General features: G+C 72.1%; 10 protein-coding genes. 5 read left to right on the top strand and 5 right to left on the bottom strand.

All coding sequences use genetic code 11. The features are described from left to right. Positions 1-128: 128 nt before the first annotated feature. Positions 129-1,634 (bottom strand): MFS transporter, encoded by a 1,506-nt coding sequence (locus ACZ5NH_RS30765; RefSeq protein ID WP_468779819.1) that lies wholly within the window; start codon positions 1,632-1,634, stop codon positions 129-131. Between the two features lie 429 nt (positions 1,635-2,063). Here ACZ5NH_RS30765 and ACZ5NH_RS30760 point away from each other — a divergent pair, with 429 nt between their 5' ends. From ACZ5NH_RS30760 to ACZ5NH_RS30745, 4 genes are all read left to right on the top strand, one after another. Then, complete coding sequence (locus tag ACZ5NH_RS30760) at positions 2,064-2,852, top strand: ABC transporter ATP-binding protein (RefSeq protein ID WP_468779817.1); 789 nt, start codon at positions 2,064-2,066, stop codon at positions 2,850-2,852. Continuing rightward, positions 2,849-5,428, top strand: coding sequence for an ABC transporter permease (locus ACZ5NH_RS30755; protein WP_468779815.1), 2,580 nt, complete (start codon positions 2,849-2,851; stop codon positions 5,426-5,428). The genes ACZ5NH_RS30760 and ACZ5NH_RS30755 overlap by 4 nt, the downstream gene beginning before the upstream one ends. Positions 5,429-5,724: 296 nt before the next feature. Next, positions 5,725-9,258, top strand: coding sequence for a transcription-repair coupling factor (mfd, locus tag ACZ5NH_RS30750; RefSeq protein ID WP_468779813.1), 3,534 nt, complete (start codon positions 5,725-5,727; stop codon positions 9,256-9,258). Between the two features lie 257 nt (positions 9,259-9,515). Beyond that, complete coding sequence (locus ACZ5NH_RS30745) at positions 9,516-10,229, top strand: HNH endonuclease family protein (protein WP_468779811.1); 714 nt, start codon at positions 9,516-9,518, stop codon at positions 10,227-10,229. Between the two features lie 62 nt (positions 10,230-10,291). On the opposite strand, the gene ACZ5NH_RS30740 is transcribed toward ACZ5NH_RS30745, so the two are convergent. From ACZ5NH_RS30740 to ACZ5NH_RS30725, 4 genes are all read right to left on the bottom strand, one after another. Continuing rightward, entirely contained in the window at positions 10,292-11,416 is a 1,125-nt protein-coding gene (locus ACZ5NH_RS30740; protein WP_468779809.1) for a hypothetical protein, read from the bottom strand. Between the two features lie 74 nt (positions 11,417-11,490). Next, positions 11,491-13,275 (bottom strand): M48 family metallopeptidase, encoded by a 1,785-nt coding sequence (locus ACZ5NH_RS30735; RefSeq protein ID WP_468779807.1) that lies wholly within the window; start codon positions 13,273-13,275, stop codon positions 11,491-11,493. Positions 13,276-13,344: 69 nt separating this feature from the next. After that, positions 13,345-14,055: a hypothetical protein gene (locus ACZ5NH_RS30730; protein ID WP_468779805.1), complete on the bottom strand. Its 711-nt coding sequence runs from the start codon at positions 14,053-14,055 to the stop codon at positions 13,345-13,347. Between the two features lie 184 nt (positions 14,056-14,239). Beyond that, positions 14,240-14,944: a hypothetical protein gene (locus ACZ5NH_RS30725; protein ID WP_468779803.1), complete on the bottom strand. Its 705-nt coding sequence runs from the start codon at positions 14,942-14,944 to the stop codon at positions 14,240-14,242. Between the two features lie 185 nt (positions 14,945-15,129). Here ACZ5NH_RS30725 and ACZ5NH_RS30720 point away from each other — a divergent pair, with 185 nt between their 5' ends. Continuing rightward, positions 15,130-17,442 (top strand): N-6 DNA methylase, encoded by a 2,313-nt coding sequence (locus tag ACZ5NH_RS30720; RefSeq protein ID WP_468779802.1) that lies wholly within the window; start codon positions 15,130-15,132, stop codon positions 17,440-17,442. Positions 17,443-17,523 lie beyond the last annotated feature (81 nt).

Here is a 17,523-nt window from a genome sequence, read left to right as displayed (position 1 = left end):
CCTTCCGGGCCGTGCGACGTTTTCACCAAACTGGCCAGTCGGTATGCGCTTACTACGGAAAACCCGCGCCGAGAGGGCGTGTTACCGGCGTTAACCTGCGCTCTCGCGGCACACGCCGACGGGCGGGGTCACTCCTCGCGCACCGGGAACCGCCGCGGCGCCACCAGCAGCAGCACCAGGAAAGCCAGGGCCGCCGCGGCCGCCGCGCCGAGGTACACCGCGTGCACCGCGTCGGCGATCGCGCGCCGGGTCGCCTCGGGGGCCGTACCGGCGTCCAACGCGCGCGTGACGGAGTCCAGGTCGCCGGCCCCGCCCAGCCGCGCGGCCAGCACCCCGTTGGCGACGGCGCCGAACAGCGAGGCGCCCAGGGTCTGTCCGGTCTGCCGGCAGAACAGCACGGACGCGGTCGTGGTGCCCCGCTCCGACCAGCCCACCGTCGACTGCACCCCGACGATCAGCGGCAGCTGGAACAGCCCGAGCGCCGCGCCCAGCAGGAGCATCAGCAGCGTCGGCTGCCACCACGAGCCGGGGTAGGGCAGGAACGGGAACGCGCACAGGACCAGCGCGGCCACACCGATGCCGAGCAGCGCGGTGTCCCGGAAGCCGATGCGGCGGTAGACGTGCTGGCTGAGCGCCGCCGACACCGGCCAGCTGAGCGTCCACACCGACAGCACGAAACCGGCGGCCACCGGCGCGAGTCCGAGCACCGACTGCGCGTACGTCGGCAGGAACACGCTCGGCGCCACCATCAGCAGGCCCAGCGCGCCGAGCGCCAGATTCACGGCCGCGATGGTCCGGCGCCGCCAGACCCACCCGGGGATGATCGGCTGCGCGGCCCGCCGTTCCACCACGACCACCACACCGGCCAGCGCCAGACCGGTGCCGAACAGCGTGAGCGAGGGCGCCGACAGCCACGGCCAGGCGACCCCGCCCTGCACCAGCGCGGTCAGCAGTACCCCGCCGCACGCGAACACCGCGAGCGCGCCGGCCCAGTCCACGCGCGCGTGGGTGCCGTTTTCCGGATTCTCCCGCTCGGGCTCGTGCAGATGACGGACGATCAGCCACAGCGCGGCGGCGCCGATCGGCAGGTTGATCAGGAAGATCCAGCGCCAGTCCGCGTACGCGGCGAGCACCCCGCCGAGCCCCGGCCCGGCCACCGCCGACACCGCCCACACCGTGGACAGCCTGGACTGGATCCTCGGGCGCTCGGCCAGCGGATACAGATCGGCCGCGAGGGTCTGCACGGTGCCCTGCAACGCCCCGCCGCCGAGCCCCTGCACGATCCGGAACGCGATCAGCGCCGCCATGTTCCAGGCGCCCGCGCACAGCAGCGAGCCCAGCAGGAACACGACCGCGCCCGTCATCAGCACCGGCTTGCGGCCGAAGGTGTCGGACAGCTTGCCGTAGACGGGGAGCGTGACGGTCACGGCGAGCAGATAGCCGGAGAAGAGCCAGGAGAAGACGGAGAACCCGCCGAGGTCGCCGACGATCTGCGGTACGGCCGTGGAGACGATGGTGGCGTCCAGCGCGGCCAGCGCCATCGCCAGCATCAGCGCGGCGACGACGGCGCCCCGGCGCCGGGTGTCCTGCCTGTGGACCTTGCCGCCGCGTATCGCGGGTGTCGTGCCCCCCATCGGATCCCCTCCCGTGCCCCTTGCACCTATGTCCGGTACGACAGCTTCCCACGGCAGCCGGAACTTGACCCTGACGCAACGGCAGGGTGGAGGCTCTCCGCACCGAAGGGTGGAGACGACCCCGAGGGGATCTCCGCCCGGGGGTGGACCACCCCTAGGGGTACCTCCGTACTACGTCTCGGGGAGGGTTCGTTCCGGCGGAGGACGAGAGGGGCGGGGCCCGGTCCTTAACCTGGCTTTACGCCGCTGGGGGGCGGCCGACCGCACCGGCGGGGTGGGGTTTTCCCCCGGGAAAGAGGGGGCTTCGCACCAGCGCGCCACAGCCCGCCGGCCGCGAGACTCGACGACGTACTCAAGACGACGCCCTGGCAAGCCGGAGCACGCCGGGGCACAACTCACCGATTTGCCAACCGATATAGGAGACATACCGTGACATCGGCTGTGACCATTCCCAGGCACGGGGGCACTGGAGGGCCTACGGCCGTTGCCGCGCGGGCGCGGCAGGTCGTCAAGGCGTACGGGTCCGGCGAGACCCGTGTCGTCGCCCTCGACCACGTGGACGTGGACATCGCGCGGGGCCAGTTCACCGCCATCATGGGCCCCTCGGGGTCCGGCAAGTCCACGCTCATGCACTGCCTCGCCGGGCTCGACACCGTCACCAGCGGCAAGATCTACCTGGACGAGACCGAGATCACCGGGCTGAAGGACAAGAAGCTCACTCAACTGCGCCGGGACCGGATCGGGTTCATCTTCCAGGCCTTCAACCTGCTGCCGACGCTGAACGCCATCGAGAACATCACGCTGCCCATGGACATCGCCGGGCGCAAGCCGGACAAGGCCTGGCTGGACCGCGTCGTGGAGACCGTCGGGCTCGCCGGCCGGCTCAAGCACCGGCCGGCCCAGCTCTCCGGCGGCCAGCAGCAGCGCGTCGCCGTGGCCCGCGCCCTCGCCGCCCGCCCGGAGATCATCTTCGGGGACGAGCCGACCGGAAACCTCGACTCGCGCGCCGGCGCCGAGGTCCTCGGCTTCCTGCGCCGCTCGGTGGACGAACTCGGCCAGACCATCGTGATGGTCACCCACGACCCCGTCGCCGCCTCCTACGCCGACCGCGTGCTCTACCTCGCCGACGGCCGGATCGTTGACGAGATGCACCAGCCGACGGCCGATCAGGTCCTGGACCGCATGAAGGACTTCGACGCCCGGGGGCGCACGTCATGACCGTCATGAAGACCTCGCTGCGCAACTTCTTCGCGCACAAGGGCCGGATGGCGCTCTCCGCGATCGCGGTCCTGCTGTCGGTGGCCTTCGTCAGCGGCACCCTTGTCTTCACCGACACGATGAACACCACCTTCGACAAGCTGTTCCAGGCCACGGCCTCGGACGTGACGGTCAGCGCGAAGGGCTCCTCCGACACCGGGCAGACCACCTCCCGCACCGGCAAGCCGCCGGTCATGCCGGCCTCCGTGGTCGGCGAGGTCCGCGGCGCCCGGGGCGTGCGGAAGGCCGAGGGCACGGTGTTCTCCACCTCGGTCACCGTCGTCGACGCCAAGAAGGACAAGCTCTCGCCCAGCAGCGGCGCCCCGACCATCGTCGGCAGCTGGAACGGCAACGACGCCCGCACCATGAAGATCACCTCCGGTGCGGCGCCCCAGGGCCCGGACCAGGTCATGGTCGACGAGGACACCGCCGCCAAGCACCACCTGAAGCTCGGTGACGACATCGGCATGATCTCGGTCGTGGGCACGCACCACGCGCGCGTGTCCGGCATCGCCGCCTTCAAGGTCACCAACCCCGGCGCCGCGATCTTCTACCTGGACACCAAGACCGCCCAGCAGACCCTGATCGGCAGGACCGGCGTCTACACCAACGTCAACGTCACCGCCGCCCAGGGCGTGACGAACGACCAGCTGAAGAAGAACGTCACGGCCGCCCTCGGCCACGGCTACAGGGTGCAGACGGCCAAGGAGGTCGCCGACGCCAACCAGAAGAGCGTCGAGAGCTTCCTGAACGTCATGAAGTACGCGATGCTCGGCTTCGCCGGGATCGCCTTCCTCGTCGGCATCTTCCTGATCATCAACACCTTCTCCATGCTGGTCGCCCAGCGCACCCGCGAGATCGGCCTGATGCGCGCCATCGGCTCCTCCCGCAAGCAGGTCAACCGGTCCGTGCTGATCGAGGCGCTGCTGCTCGGCGTGATCGGCTCCGTGCTCGGCGTCGGCGCGGGCGTCGGCATCGCGGTCGGCCTGATGAAGCTCATGGGCAGGATGGGCATGCATCTGTCCACCGACGACCTGACCGTCGCCTGGACGACCCCCGCCGTCGGCCTGCTCCTCGGTGTCGTGGTCACCGTCCTGGCCGCCTACCTGCCCGCCCGGCGGGCCGGCAAGGTCTCCCCGATGGCCGCCCTGCGCGACGCCGGCGCTCCGGCCGACGCCAAGGCCGGCACCGTCCGCGCCGTGATCGGGCTGCTCCTCACCGCCGCCGGCGGCTGGAGCCTGTACGTCGCCGCGACCGCCGACAAGGCCAAGGCAGGCTCGGGCTGGCTGGGCCTGGGTGTGGTCGCCACGCTGATCGGCTTCGTCGTCATCGGCCCGCTGCTCGCCGCCGGACTGGTCCGGGTCCTCGGCGCGGTCATGCTGCGGATCTTCGGCCCGGTGGGCCGCATGGCCGAGCGCAACGCGCTGCGCAACCCGCGCCGCACCGGCGCCACCGGCGCGGCCCTGATGATCGGCCTGGCCCTGGTGGCCTGCCTGTCGGTGGTCGGCTCCTCCATGGTGGCCTCGGCCACCGACCAGCTCGACAAGACCGTCGGGACCGACTTCATCATCTCGCCCGACAACCAGCAGCTGATCAAGCCGCAGGAGGTTCAGGCCGTCAAGTCCGCCCCGGGCCTCGCGCGGGTCACCGAGTACCGGCCCACCCAGGCCGACTTCACCACCCCGGACGGCAGGACGCTCAAGGACACCGCCATCACGGGCGCGGACCCGACCTACGCGACCGACCTGCGCACCAAGACGGTCGCCGGTGACCTCAAGGACGCCTACCGGCCCGACTCGATGTCGGTGCACCAGAAGTTCGCCGAGGACCACGGCATCCACCTGGGCTCCAAGATCTCCGTGGCCTTCCGGGACGGCTCCACGGCCCACCTGACGGTGCGCGCGATCACCAGCGACGACACCGTCATCGACAAGGGCGCGATGTACACCTCCCTGGCCACCATGGCCAAGTACATCCCCGCCGACAGGATGCCGCTGGACGAGCTGGTCTTCGCCTCCGCCAAGGACGGACAGCAGGCCGCCGCCTACAAGGCGCTGAAGACCGCGCTGCACAGGTATCCGGAGCTGACCGTGCGCGACCAGACCGACTACAAGAAGGCGCTGAAGGACCAGATCGGCCAGCTGCTGAACATGATCTACGGCCTGCTCGCGCTCGCGATCATCGTCGCCGTCCTGGGTGTCGTGAACACCCTGGCCCTGTCGGTGGTCGAGCGGACCCGGGAGATCGGCCTCATGCGGGCCATCGGCCTCTCCCGCCGCCAGCTGCGCCGCATGATCCGCCTGGAGTCCGTGGTGATCGCCGTCTTCGGCGCCCTGCTCGGCCTCGGCCTGGGCATGGGCTGGGGCGCGACTGCCCAGAAGCTCCTGGCGCTGCAGGGCCTGAAGGTTCTCGACATCCCCTGGCCGACGATCATCACGGTCTTCATCGGCTCGGCCTTCGTGGGCCTGTTCGCCGCGCTGGTCCCGGCGTTCCGGGCGGGCCGGATGAATGTGCTGAACGCGATCGCGACGGACTAGCCGCGCGCTGGGCCGACGTCACGACCACCGCATACGGGGGTTGCGGGGGAAGACCCGGTGCCGGGGAGTCCTGGGGCTCTCCGGCACCGGGTCCTTTTGCGTCCGACCGAGCCGGAATCCACGGGGGTCCGGGTGGGCGCAGCTCCCTGGATGGCCCACAGCAGTACCGGGCACGAGGACGCGGAGTTGTCCACAGGCTCCGACGCCACCCCCGACGGAGTCGTACGCTGGACACCCCCGGCTGCCACCCGCACCGGGCTACTTGCGTTGCCCACCCCTGGACGGAAAAAGCCCCCATGAGCCTGCACGGCCTGCTCGACGCCGTCGTCAAGGACCCCGCCCTCGCGGAAGCGATCACGGCGGCCGCGGACGGCAACCGCATGCACATCGACCTCGTCGGCCCCCCGGCGGCCCGCCCCTTCACGGTCGCCGCCCTGGCCCGCGAGGCGGGCCGTCCGGTGCTCGCGGTCACCGCGACCGGCCGCGAGGCCGAGGACCTGGCGGCGGCCCTGCGCTCCCTGCTGCCCGCCGAGGGCGTCGTGGAGTACCCCTCCTGGGAGACCCTCCCGCACGAGCGGCTCAGCCCGCGCAGCGACACCGTCGGCCGCCGTCTCGCCGTCCTGCGGCGCCTGGCCCACCCCAGCCCCGACGACCCCGAGACCGGCCCCGTCTCCGTCGTCGTCGCGCCCGTGCGTTCCGTGCTGCAGCCGCAGGTCAAGGGCCTCGGCGATCTGGAGCCGGTGTCCCTGAGGACCGGCCGGACCGCCGACCTGAACGACGTCGTGGAAGCCCTCGCGGCCGCCGCCTACGCGCGCGTGGAGCTCGTCGAGAAGCGTGGCGAGTTCGCCGTACGCGGCGGCATCCTGGACGTCTTCCCGCCCACCGAGGAACACCCCCTGCGCGTCGAGTTCTGGGGCGATGACGTCGAGGAGATCCGCTACTTCAAGGTCGCCGACCAGCGCTCCCTCGAAGTCGCCGAGCACGGCCTGTGGGCCCCGCCGTGCCGCGAACTGCTGCTCACCGACGACGTCCGCGCACGCGCGCGTGCGCTCGCCGAGGAGCACCCGGAGCTGGGCGAACTCCTGAACAAGATCGCCGAGGGCATCGCGGTCGAGGGCATGGAGTCCCTGGCCCCCGTCCTGGTCGACGACATGGAACTGCTCCTCGACGTCCTCCCCAAGGGCGCGATGGCCGTGGTCTGCGACCCGGAGCGGGTGCGCACGCGTGCCGCCGACCTCGTCGCCACCTCCCAGGAGTTCCTGCAGGCCTCCTGGGCGGCCACCGCCGGCGGGGGCGAAGCCCCGATCGACGTCGGCGCCGCGTCCCTGTGGTCCATCGCCGACGTCCGCGACCGAGCGCGCGAGCTGGACATGATGTGGTGGTCGGTGTCCCCCTTCGCCGCCGACGAGGAACTGGACGCGGACACGCTCAAGCTCGGCATGCACGCGCCCGAGACCTACCGCGGCGACACCGCGCGGGCCCTCGCCGACACCAAGGGCTGGCTCGCCGACGGCTGGCGCGCGGTGTACGTCACCGAGGGCCACGGCCCGGCCGCCCGCACGGCCGAGGTGCTCGGCGGCGAGGGCATCGCCGCCCGCCTGGACGCTGACCTCGGCGAGCTGAGCCCGTCGGTCGTGCACGTCTCCTGCGGCTCGATCGAGTACGGCTTCGTGGACCCGGCGCTCAAGCTCGCCGTTCTCACCGAGACCGACCTGTCCGGCCAGCGCGCGACCGGCCGCGAGGGCGCCCGGATGCCGGCCCGCCGCCGCAAGACGATCGACCCGCTCACGCTGGAGGCGGGCGACTACATCGTCCACGAACAGCACGGCGTCGGCCGCTACATCGAGATGGTGCAGCGCACGGTGCAGGGCGCCACCCGCGAGTACCTGGTCGTGGAGTACGCGCCCGCCAAGCGCGGCCAGCCCGGCGACCGTCTCTACATCCCGACCGACCAGCTGGAACAGATCACCAAGTACGTCGGTGGCGAGGCACCCACCCTGCACCGGCTCGGCGGCGCCGACTGGACGAAGACCAAGGCCCGCGCGAAGAAGGCGGTCAAGGAGATCGCCGCCGACCTGATCAAGCTCTACAGTGCCCGCATGGCCGCCCCCGGCCACTCCTTCGGCATCGACACGCCCTGGCAGCGCGAGCTGGAGGACGCCTTCCCCTACGCCGAGACCCCGGACCAGCTCACCACCATCGCCGAGGTCAAGGAGGACATGGAGAAGTCCGTCCCCATGGACCGCCTGATCTGCGGCGACGTCGGCTACGGCAAGACCGAGATCGCGGTGCGGGCCGCCTTCAAGGCCGTACAGGACGGAAAGCAGGTCGCCGTCCTCGTACCGACGACCCTGCTGGTGCAGCAGCACTTCGGGACGTTCTCCGAGCGGTACGCGCAGTTCCCGGTGAGCGTGAAGGCGCTGTCCCGCTTCCAGACCGACACCGAGGCCAAGGCCGTCCTGGAGGGGCTGAAGGAGGGCGCGGTGGACGTCGTGATCGGCACCCACCGGCTGTTCTCCGCCGAGACCAGGTTCAAGGACCTGGGCCTGGTCGTCGTCGACGAGGAGCAGCGCTTCGGCGTCGAGCACAAGGAGCAGCTGAAGAAGCTCCGCGCGAATGTCGACGTGCTGACGATGTCCGCGACCCCGATCCCCCGGACCCTCGAAATGGCCGTGACCGGCATCCGCGAGATGTCCACGATCACCACGCCCCCGGAGGAGCGGCACCCGGTGCTCACCTTCGTCGGGCCGTACGAGGAGAGGCAGATCGGCGCCGCCATCCGCCGTGAACTGCTGCGCGAGGGCCAGGTCTTCTACATCCACAACCGCGTCGAGTCCATCGACCGCGCGGCGGCGAGGCTGCGCGAGATCGTCCCCGAGGCACGCATCGCGACGGCCCACGGCCAGATGTCGGAGTCGGCGCTGGAGCAGGTCGTCGTCGACTTCTGGGAGAAGAAGTTCGACGTCCTCGTCTCCACCACGATCGTCGAGTCCGGCATCGACATCTCCAACGCCAACACGCTCATCGTGGAGCGCGGCGACACCTTCGGCCTGTCCCAGCTGCACCAGCTGCGCGGCCGCGTCGGCCGGGGCAGGGAGCGCGGCTACGCGTACTTCCTGTACCCGCCGGAGAAGCCGCTGACCGAGACCGCGCACGAGCGGCTTGCGACCATCGCCCAGCACACGGAGATGGGCGCGGGCATGTACGTGGCGATGAAGGACCTGGAGATCCGTGGCGCGGGCAACCTGCTCGGCGGCGAGCAGTCCGGGCACATCGCGGGCGTCGGCTTCGACCTGTACGTCCGCATGGTCGGCGAGGCCGTCGCGGACTACCGGCGCCAGCTGGAGACCGGCGAGATCGAGGAGGAGCCGCCGCTCGAGGTCAAGATCGAGCTGCCCGTCGACGCGCACGTCCCGCACGACTACGCGCCCGGCGAGCGCCTGCGCCTCCAGGCCTACCGCGCCATCGCCTCCGCCAACAGCGAGGAGGACATCAAGGCCGTCCGCGAGGAACTCACGGACCGCTACGGCAAGCTGCCCGAACCGGTGGAGAACCTGTTGCTGGTGGCCGGCCTCAGGATGCTCGCGCGAGCGTGCGGCGTCGGCGAGATCGTGCTCCAGGGCACCAACATCCGCTTCGCGCCGGTGGAGTTGCGCGAGTCGCAGGAACTGCGGGTCAAGCGCCTCTACCCGGGCACGGTCATCAAGCCGGCCGTCCACCAGGTGCTGGTCCCGCGCCCGAAGACCGCGAAGGTCGGCGGCAAGCCGCTGGTCGGCCGCGAACTGCTGGGCTGGGTGGGCGAGTTCCTGGCCTCGATCCTGGGGTCGTAGGCGGCGTAGAGCTCGTAGGCGGGAGGCGCTGGGCCGCACCGGGCCACGCTCCACGGAGGCACGAGGTGAGCGGGCGTACGCGCTCGCTCGCCGTACTCCCCCTGCCGGGCGCCCTCTGCCCCAACTCGTCGACGGATTGCCCGGGAGTGCCCCTTGAATCCTTATCGGGCGTGGGCCGCGCGGCGGTTACCGTAAGGGACGGAACGATTCCGCCCCTGTCCGACGGGCGGACCCGGGCGAGTGAGGGGGGACGCATCGTGGCGCGTCTGAGGGGTGGGGCGGTCACCGCCGTGGCCGTGCTGGTCGCCGTGACCGGCTGCAAGTCAGGGCAGAGCACGGGATCCTCCGGGTCCCGGGGCGGCGGCAACGGCGCGGTCCTGGCCGCCGTCGACTCACTGGCCGTCAAGGGCCGCGCACCGAAGACCGGTTACTCCCGGGCCCGGTTCGGCACCGCCTGGGCGGACACCGACTCCAACTCCTGCGACACCCGGGACGACATACTCAAACGAGACCTGAAGGCCGTGAAGTTCACCGGCGGCACCTGCAAGGTCTCCTACGGGCTGCTGGAGCCCGACCCCTACTCCGGCAAGGAGATCACCTACCGGCGCGGCAGCAGCCAGGTCGACATCGACCATGTCGTCCCGCTCTCCGACGCCTGGCAGAAGGGCGCCAAGTACTGGGACCCGAGCAAGCGCATAGCGCTGGCCAACGACCCCCTCAACCTCATCGCGGTCGACGCGAGCACCAACCGCGGCAAGGGTGACGGCGACGCGGCCACCTGGCTGCCGCCCAACACGAAGTACCGCTGCACGTATGTGGCCGACCAGGTCGCGGTGAAGAAGAAGTACGGCCTGTGGGTCACCGCCGCCGAGAAAGCCGCCATGAAGAAGGTCCTCTCCGGTTGCCCCCAGCAGAAACTCCCCACGGGCGGCAACCCCACCACGGCACCGGAGCGCTTCCGCGCCCGCTGACCCGGCGAAATCCGTTACCGGGCCGGGTGCGCGCCGCCTGCCGGGCCCGCCTCCGGTGTTCGTCAGCTCCCGGTGACGTGGCTGCGTGGCGCGGGGGCGGGGCGGCCCGCCTTCTCCCAGGAGACGAAGGTGTTGGTACGGGCGAAGACGAAGGCCTTGACCGGGTTGCCGGAGTACGTCCACGGCACGCTGCCGACGTATCCGCCGACCGCGCGGAACTGCTCGACGGCGTCCGCGTACCGCTTCGTCTGGAACAGGGTGTCCGCCAGCAGGTGCCGGACCAGCGGAAGCCGGTGGTGCCCGGCCGGCGTCCGGTCCACGGCGTCCAGGGTGGCGTCCACGGCCGGCTGCACGAACGGCTGGTTGTACACGGGCGCCTTGGGGTCCCGGAACGCGTGCTCCATCAGCGCGTACAGGTAGATCACGGGCAACAGGCTGCCCTGCGGAGCGGAGGCCGCGGCCTGCTCGGCGAAGGCGTACATCAGCTCGTGGGAACCGCGCCACTTGGCGCACCAGTACTGCAAGGCGCTGACATGCGCGCCGAAGTGGTGCGGATCGCGTGCGGTGATCTCCGCCCACAGTGCACGGAAGTCGTCGTGCGGCCAGCCGAGCCCCAGGGCGATGGTGATCTGCGCGATCCAGGGGCACGGGTCCTCGGGCGCCATCCGGGCGGCCTCCCGGCAGGCGGGCAGCGCCTCGGCCAGCAGCCGGTGGAAGCCCTCGAACTGCTCGGCCGTGGTGTGCTTCGCCTGCTTCGCACCGCGGACCTTGCCCGCGAGGGAGACGAGCGCGTCGGCGTGCACGAGCGCGGCGGACGGGTCGTCGGGGTACTCGGTCCTCCACGCCCTGAGCCAGGAGTCGTCCTCGGCGGCGGCGCGCGCGAGGATGCCCAGCCGGTACCACCGCAGGTCCCAGTCGCGGCCCGCCCCGGCCAGGTACACGGCGGCCTGCCGCCAGTCACCGGCGAGAGCGGCCGCCGCGACCGCGTCCGCCTCCGGATCGGGACCCGCGGAACGGGTGTCGAGCTGCGCGGCGGGCACCAGCCCGTACTTGGCGGGATCGATGTTGACCGGCGCCTTGGCCTTCGCCTCGGCCCGAGCGGCGCGCGCCTTGCGGGCATTGCGGGGGATGGTGACGGCCGCGTAGACGAGGGCGCCGGCGCCGGCTATGTCGATCAGGATGTTCATACCGGGTCTTTTCGGGGTCGGGGCCGCAGGAAGAGGCGACCGTTGAGGCTGTCGGAACAGGGCAGCGAAGGCTGTCAGGACGGGGCGTGGGGCGGGGGCCAGGCCGACGTGGTGGGCGGGGGTGCCATGCCGTCGAACGGGGAACCTTCGCCGCCGAACAGCAGAGCGCGCAGCGGTCCTGTGCGGGGTGGATCGGCGACCGCGTGGTCCAGCGCCTCCTCCAGTGCCTCGGCGAGCCCATCGGGTGCCACCTGGCGCGCCGGGGGGCCCGCCCAGCACAGCTCCCACCGGCACAGCCCCGCGTCCAGCGCGGTGAGCAGGGCCAGTTGGCGCAGGGCCGAGCGCAAAGCCGTCCGGGCGAACTCGCGCGACGCACGTCCACTGCTCCGGCCCGCCTCCTCCGACTTGGGCAGCCGGTCGGCGATGTCGAACAGCAGGCCGTGGTCGAGCAGGGCCAGGAGGTGGGCGAGGTGTGGCACTCCGGGTGGGGCGAAGCCCCTCGCACCGGACACCTGGGCCATGGCCCCCAGCAACGGCTCCGCTCCGCGCGCCCAGCCCGCACGCCGGGTCTGCGAGGGCAGTTCGGCCCAGGGCACCCGCCGCCGGGCCAGCGCCTGTGGGCTCAGTACGACCCGCTCCAGCTCGGCGAGGAGGCTGTCGGGCGCCCGGAGCAGTACGGAAGCGGGGCGGCGTGCGAACGCCGGGGTGCGTCCGTCGTCGGGGAGTGCCTCCAGTGCCGCGATGCGGTCGGCCGTGGGCGGGTGGGTGTCGTAGGGAGACCTCTCCTGGGGCACCTCCTCCGGGAGCGGCCCCTCGGCCAGCGCTTTCAGTTCCGCCCGGCGTGTGCCGTCCGCGATGAGGAGGGCGAGCCCACCGTAGAACTGCCCCTCCGGCGGCAGCAGCCCGGCCTCCCATCCCAGCAGGGCGTAACCGTTCAAGTAGAGGTCGTCGGCGGCTTCCAGCACGGGGATGCGGCGCAGTGCGCCGGCCGTGGTGTCCCGTCCGGCGATCCGGGCGGCCACCAGATCGGCCGCGTACTCCTGCCGGCGGCTGACGGCCTCGGTCAGGCGCAGGCACAGCCTGGCGTACGCGGAGAAGACGATGGCCAGATAGTGGTCCGGGCCCCGTGTGGGGTCCCGCTTCACCGGTGGCGGCTCGCCGGCCGCCCGGCGCCGGGCGGCCCGTGCCGCGAACGTCGCCTTCTGCCCGGCCTCATCGACGGCGGCCCGGTGCCGCAACGTGCGCACGGTGTCCAGCAGCCTGCTGCGCAGTGCCCACAGCAGACCGCCCAGCCGGGTGTCGTCGTGCGCGTAGTGCCCCAGCTCGTGCGCGAGTACGGCGTCCAGCTCGTCCTCCGGCAGGCCGATCAGCAGCGCCACGCCGAGGAAGAGCCGGCGTTCGCCCGCCACCAGCCCGAGCCACCGGGCGTCCTCCTGAACCATGGCACCGGCTCCCGGGATCACCCGTATCTCCGCGGGCGGCCGAGTGCCCACCCGCTCGGCCAGGTCATGCACGCGCCGCCACAGCTCCGGCTGCTCCCGCGGCGTCAGCGGCAGACCGGAAGGCCCGTCCCGCCGATCCCCGCGGTCACGGCTGAGCAGCACGACGCGCACCACGCACCAGGCGATCGCCAGTGAGCCCAGGTAGCCCTCCAGCGCCATGACCGTGAAGCCCGGGCCCCGGGCCAGGACGACGTCCAGGACCGCCAGTGCGACGAGGATGAGCACGGCCAGCAGATAGAACCCGATCAGCAGGCCGAGGGCGAGCGCGGCCCGCAGCGAGGTCGCGGGTACGCCGCGGCCCCGTACGGCGGCTTCCTCGGCGGCCGCCCGGCCGACGAGGCGGGACGTCGGACGCATGTGCATCCTTCACAGGGACGGAACGGTCGTGGGACTGGAGAGCCGGTGGTCAGGCCTGGCCGCCCGGCTTCACCCCTTCTTCAGCGCCGCGAGGACCGTCGTCGTCACCTTCTTCGCGGACGCGGCGCCGTTGTCGGTGCCCGCCGTGGACAGCACGGTGACCAAGGAGTTGCCGGAGCGGGCCGCGATCAGCGTGGTGCCGTTCTGCCAGGCGCCGCTCGTCAGCGTCATCGTGTAGGCCTCGTCCCCGAGCCCGGACGTGGACTTGCCCGTGACCTTCACCGTGGCGTGCGTGTCGGTGTCCGTGAACGTGGCGCACTCGCCGGCGACGGTCTGCAGCTGCTTCAGCACCGAGCTCGCGGTGGTGCCCTGGAACGCGTCTATCTCCTGGGCGACCTCCTGGGTCTTGTCGTGGTTCGCGTAGTCGTTCTGCGCGAACGACACGCCCCCCTTGTAACCGGTCACCTGGATCCAGGAGGTGCCCCCCAGCCTGGTGCAGTCCGGCTTCGCGGTGCGCCTGGCGGACGGCGAGAGGAACTGGCTGCCGGTGTCCGCGGAGCCGTCGGACTCCAGCTTGAGCCCGGCGGGGAAGGCCGGCGCGGGTGCCAGCGCGCCCTTCAACCGCGTACCGGTGGGCAGACCGGCGTTCAGGTCCTTCGCCTCGGCCGGCTTGGCGCCCGCGCCGCCGGTGCCGGAGGAGGAGCCGGCGGAGCAGGCGGTGAGGGCCAGCGGGAGCGCCGCGACGGCGAGCAGGGTGGCGGCACGGGGGGAGAGACGCATGACAGTCCTTCAGCAGGTGGTGTGACGGGGGAAGTGTGTACGGCATGCCGTACGGGGCCCGGAACCGGGTCCGGCCGCGCGGGGCGGTGCCCGGGCAGCCGGAGCCGGTGGGACAGGTGCGGTGAGCGATGTGGGGGTGAGCGGCGGTGGCGATGTGGGGTGAGCGGCGATGGGAAGGGCCGGCTCAGCCCGCCTTCTTCCATTCGCCGCAGCCCGTGGTCTTGAAGTAGGCGTCGCCCGGGCTGATGGTGACGACGGCCGTGCCGGTCACGTTGTCGTTGGCGATGAGCGAGTTCAGGCCGTGCTCGGCGTCCTTGGTGCGCTCCCAGTAGCAGTTGTCGTCGGCGGTGTTCCCGGTCGACTTGTAGGTGCCCGGCGCGATGTCCGTGCCGACCTTGTACATGCCGCCGTCGCCGTCCACCGAGGAGGCGGGCGTGCCCTTCGCCTTCGGGTCGACGGCCTCCCAGTCCTTGCAGCCGCTGGACTTGAAGATCTTGTCGGTGGGCTTGATGGTCACATAACTCGTGCCGGTGACGTTGTCGTTGGCCAGCAGCGAGTCCGTTTCACCCTTGGCGTTCTTGGCGCGCTCCCAATAGCACATGTCGTCGGAGTTGCCGGTCGTGCGGTACGTGCCCGGCTTCACGTCCGAGCCGACCTGGTACTCGCCGTCGCCGGCGATGGCGGCCTTCTTCTTCCCGGCCGCCTGGCCGGCCCCCGAGTCCTTCTTGCCCTTCGCGCCGCCGGGGGCGTGCTCGGCGGAGGCGGACGAGCCCTTGTCGCTGCCGCCGGAACCGCCGTCCTTGCCCTTGCTGCCGGCGTTCGCCGACACGGCAGCGATGACCGCGACCCCCACGACGGCGCCCAGCGAGACCTTGGCCTTGATGCCCATGGCGAATCCCTCCCCAAAGCGGCGGCCTCCCCCTCCGGTGGCCGCTCGTTCGCTGGGTCAATAAGAACAGAGCCTGTTAACCGAGTCAACACGGTTCACGGAATAGGATGCGTACACGCCGTGAATGCATGTATCTTGTGTACGCCGGTATGCTCGGCGTCACACGGGACGAGGGGAGCGGGCCGGTGCAGGACAACGCGACAGAGGTGACCGCGGCCGGAATCGCCCGGCTCGCCGGAGTGGGCCGGGCCGCCGTCAGCAACTGGCGCCGCCGGCACGCCGATTTCCCCAAGCCGGTCGGCGGCACCGAGGCCAGTCCCTCCTTCGCGCTCGCCGAGGTCGAGGCCTGGCTGCGCAAGCAGGGCAAACTCGCCGAGGTCCCGCTGCGCGAACGCGTCTGGCAACAGCTCGTGGGACATCCCGAGGGCCCGCTGACCGCCCTGGTGCGCGCGGGCTGTGCCCTGCTGCTGATCCACGAGCGCCCCACCGTCTGGCTCGACGCGAGCGCCGGCTCCGACGCGCGCCTCGCCGCGATGCTGCCGGGCGCGCTGGAGCAGGTGCTCACAGCGCGTTTCGGCAGCGTGCCGGGGCGGGCGGCGCACGGCCGGCGGTCCGCGGGCGCGGGTTCTGCTGTGAACACGTCCGGCGAGGTGGGAGGCGTGAACGCAGGCTCCGCGGCAGCCGGTGTGAACGCGGATGCGTCGGGGCGCGGTGTGAATCCGGCGCTCACGACATCCGGTGTGAACTTCTCACCGCCCGGCCAGCCTGTGAACACCCCACCAGTCGTTCACAACCCCGCCGCCGTTGACGCCACCCCCACAACCACCGCGGGCACCCCCACGGCCACCCCAGGCACCCCCGCCCCGCACACCCCCGCCCTCCGCACCCCCACCGGCCCGCAGCTCCTCCTTTCCGCTCCGCTCCTGCGCGGCGCGGCCGAACTGGCCGCCGAGATCGGGGCGCGGCAGGCCTTCGAGTTCCTGCTCGGCCGGCACCTGGACGCCAACCCCCGCCAGTACACGCTCACCCCAGCCGAACTCGCCGGTCTCATGGCCGACCTGGCCGGCCCCGCCCGTACCGTGCTGGACCCCGCCTGCGGCACCGGCGCCCTGCTGCGAGCCGTCGACACCCGCCCCGACCAGGAGCTCTACGCCCAGGACAGCGCACCCGACCTGGCCGCGCTCACCGCGCTGCGGCTCGCGCTGCACTCCCGGGCCGACGTGCGCGGTGCCGCCGGTGACACCCTGCGCGCCGACGCCCACCCCGAGCTGCGCGCCGACGCGGTGCTGTGCCATCCGCCGTTCAACGAGCGCAACTGGGGCCACGACGAACTCGCCTACGACCCCCGCTGGGAGTACGGCTTCCCGGCCCGCACCGAGTCCGAACTGGCCTGGGTGCAGCACGCGCTCGCCCGGCTGGCCGACGGCGGTACGGCGGTCCTGCTGATGCCGCCGGCCGCCGCCTCCCGTCGTTCCGGGCGCCGGATCCGCGCCGATCTGCTGCGCCGGGGCGCGCTCCGGGCCGTGGTCGCGCTGCCGGTCGGGGCGGCACCGCCGTACAGCATCCCGCTGCACGTGTGGGTGCTGCGCCGGCCCGACCGGACGCCGGCGTCGCCCGAGGTGCTGCTCGTGGACACCGGGAGGTTCGCCGGGGAGGGGCGCGGCGGCCCGGACTGGCCGGCGGTGCGCGAGACCGTCCTGGACGCCTGGCGCGCCTTCGAGCGCGGGGGGCGGTTGGCGGAGCGGCCGGGGCTCGCGCGTTCCGTGCCGGTCATCGAACTCCTCGACGACGACGTCGACCTCGCCCCCGCCCGCCATCTGCCGCCGGCGGCCGTGGCCGACGGCGCGGAGCAGCTTTCGGCGGTGCGCGAGCGCCTCGGTGAGACCCTGCGCCTGACCGCCGAGCTCACGCCGCCGCCCGCTGCCCCCGCGCCGGGCGGGCGTTGGCCGCTCACCACCATCGGTGAACTCGCGCGCGGGGGCGCGCTGATGATGCGCACCGGCGGAAACGGCGGTCACGCGCGCGTGCCCGTGCTCACCGACCACGACGTGCTCGTCGGCACGGCGCCCTCCGGGACGCTTCCGGAGAGCGAGGAGGAGGCGGTGCTGACCGAGCCGGGCGACGTCGTCGTACCGGTGATGGGCGGCGGCTCGATGGCCCGCGTGATCGACGACGCGACGGGGGGCGCCGCCCTCGGGCGCAACCTCGTGCTGCTGCGCCCCGATCGCACGGCGCTCGACCCGTGGTTCCTCGCCGGGTTCCTGCGCGGCACCGCGAACAACCGGCAGGCCAGCAGCTACGCCTCCACCGCGACCCGCCTGGACGTGCGCCGTCTGCAGCTGCCCCGGCTCCCGCTGGACGAACAGCGGCGCTACGGCGCGCGCTTCCGCGCACTCGACGAGTTCGAGCGGGCACTGCGCCACGCGAGCCGGCTCGGGGAACAACTCGTGCGCGGGATGTACGACGGGCTGACGGACGGGACGGTGGCACCGGACTGAGGACCCGGAGCGCGGCAACGGTTCGGTACACCCGGGACCGGCTGTCCTCGGCGGCCTATACGCTCGGACTCAGCACACACG

Source organism: Streptomyces sp. NPDC031426 (assembly GCF_055581585.1).
Note: the sequence above shows the minus strand (reverse complement) of the source record. Positions and strands in the feature narration are given on the sequence as shown.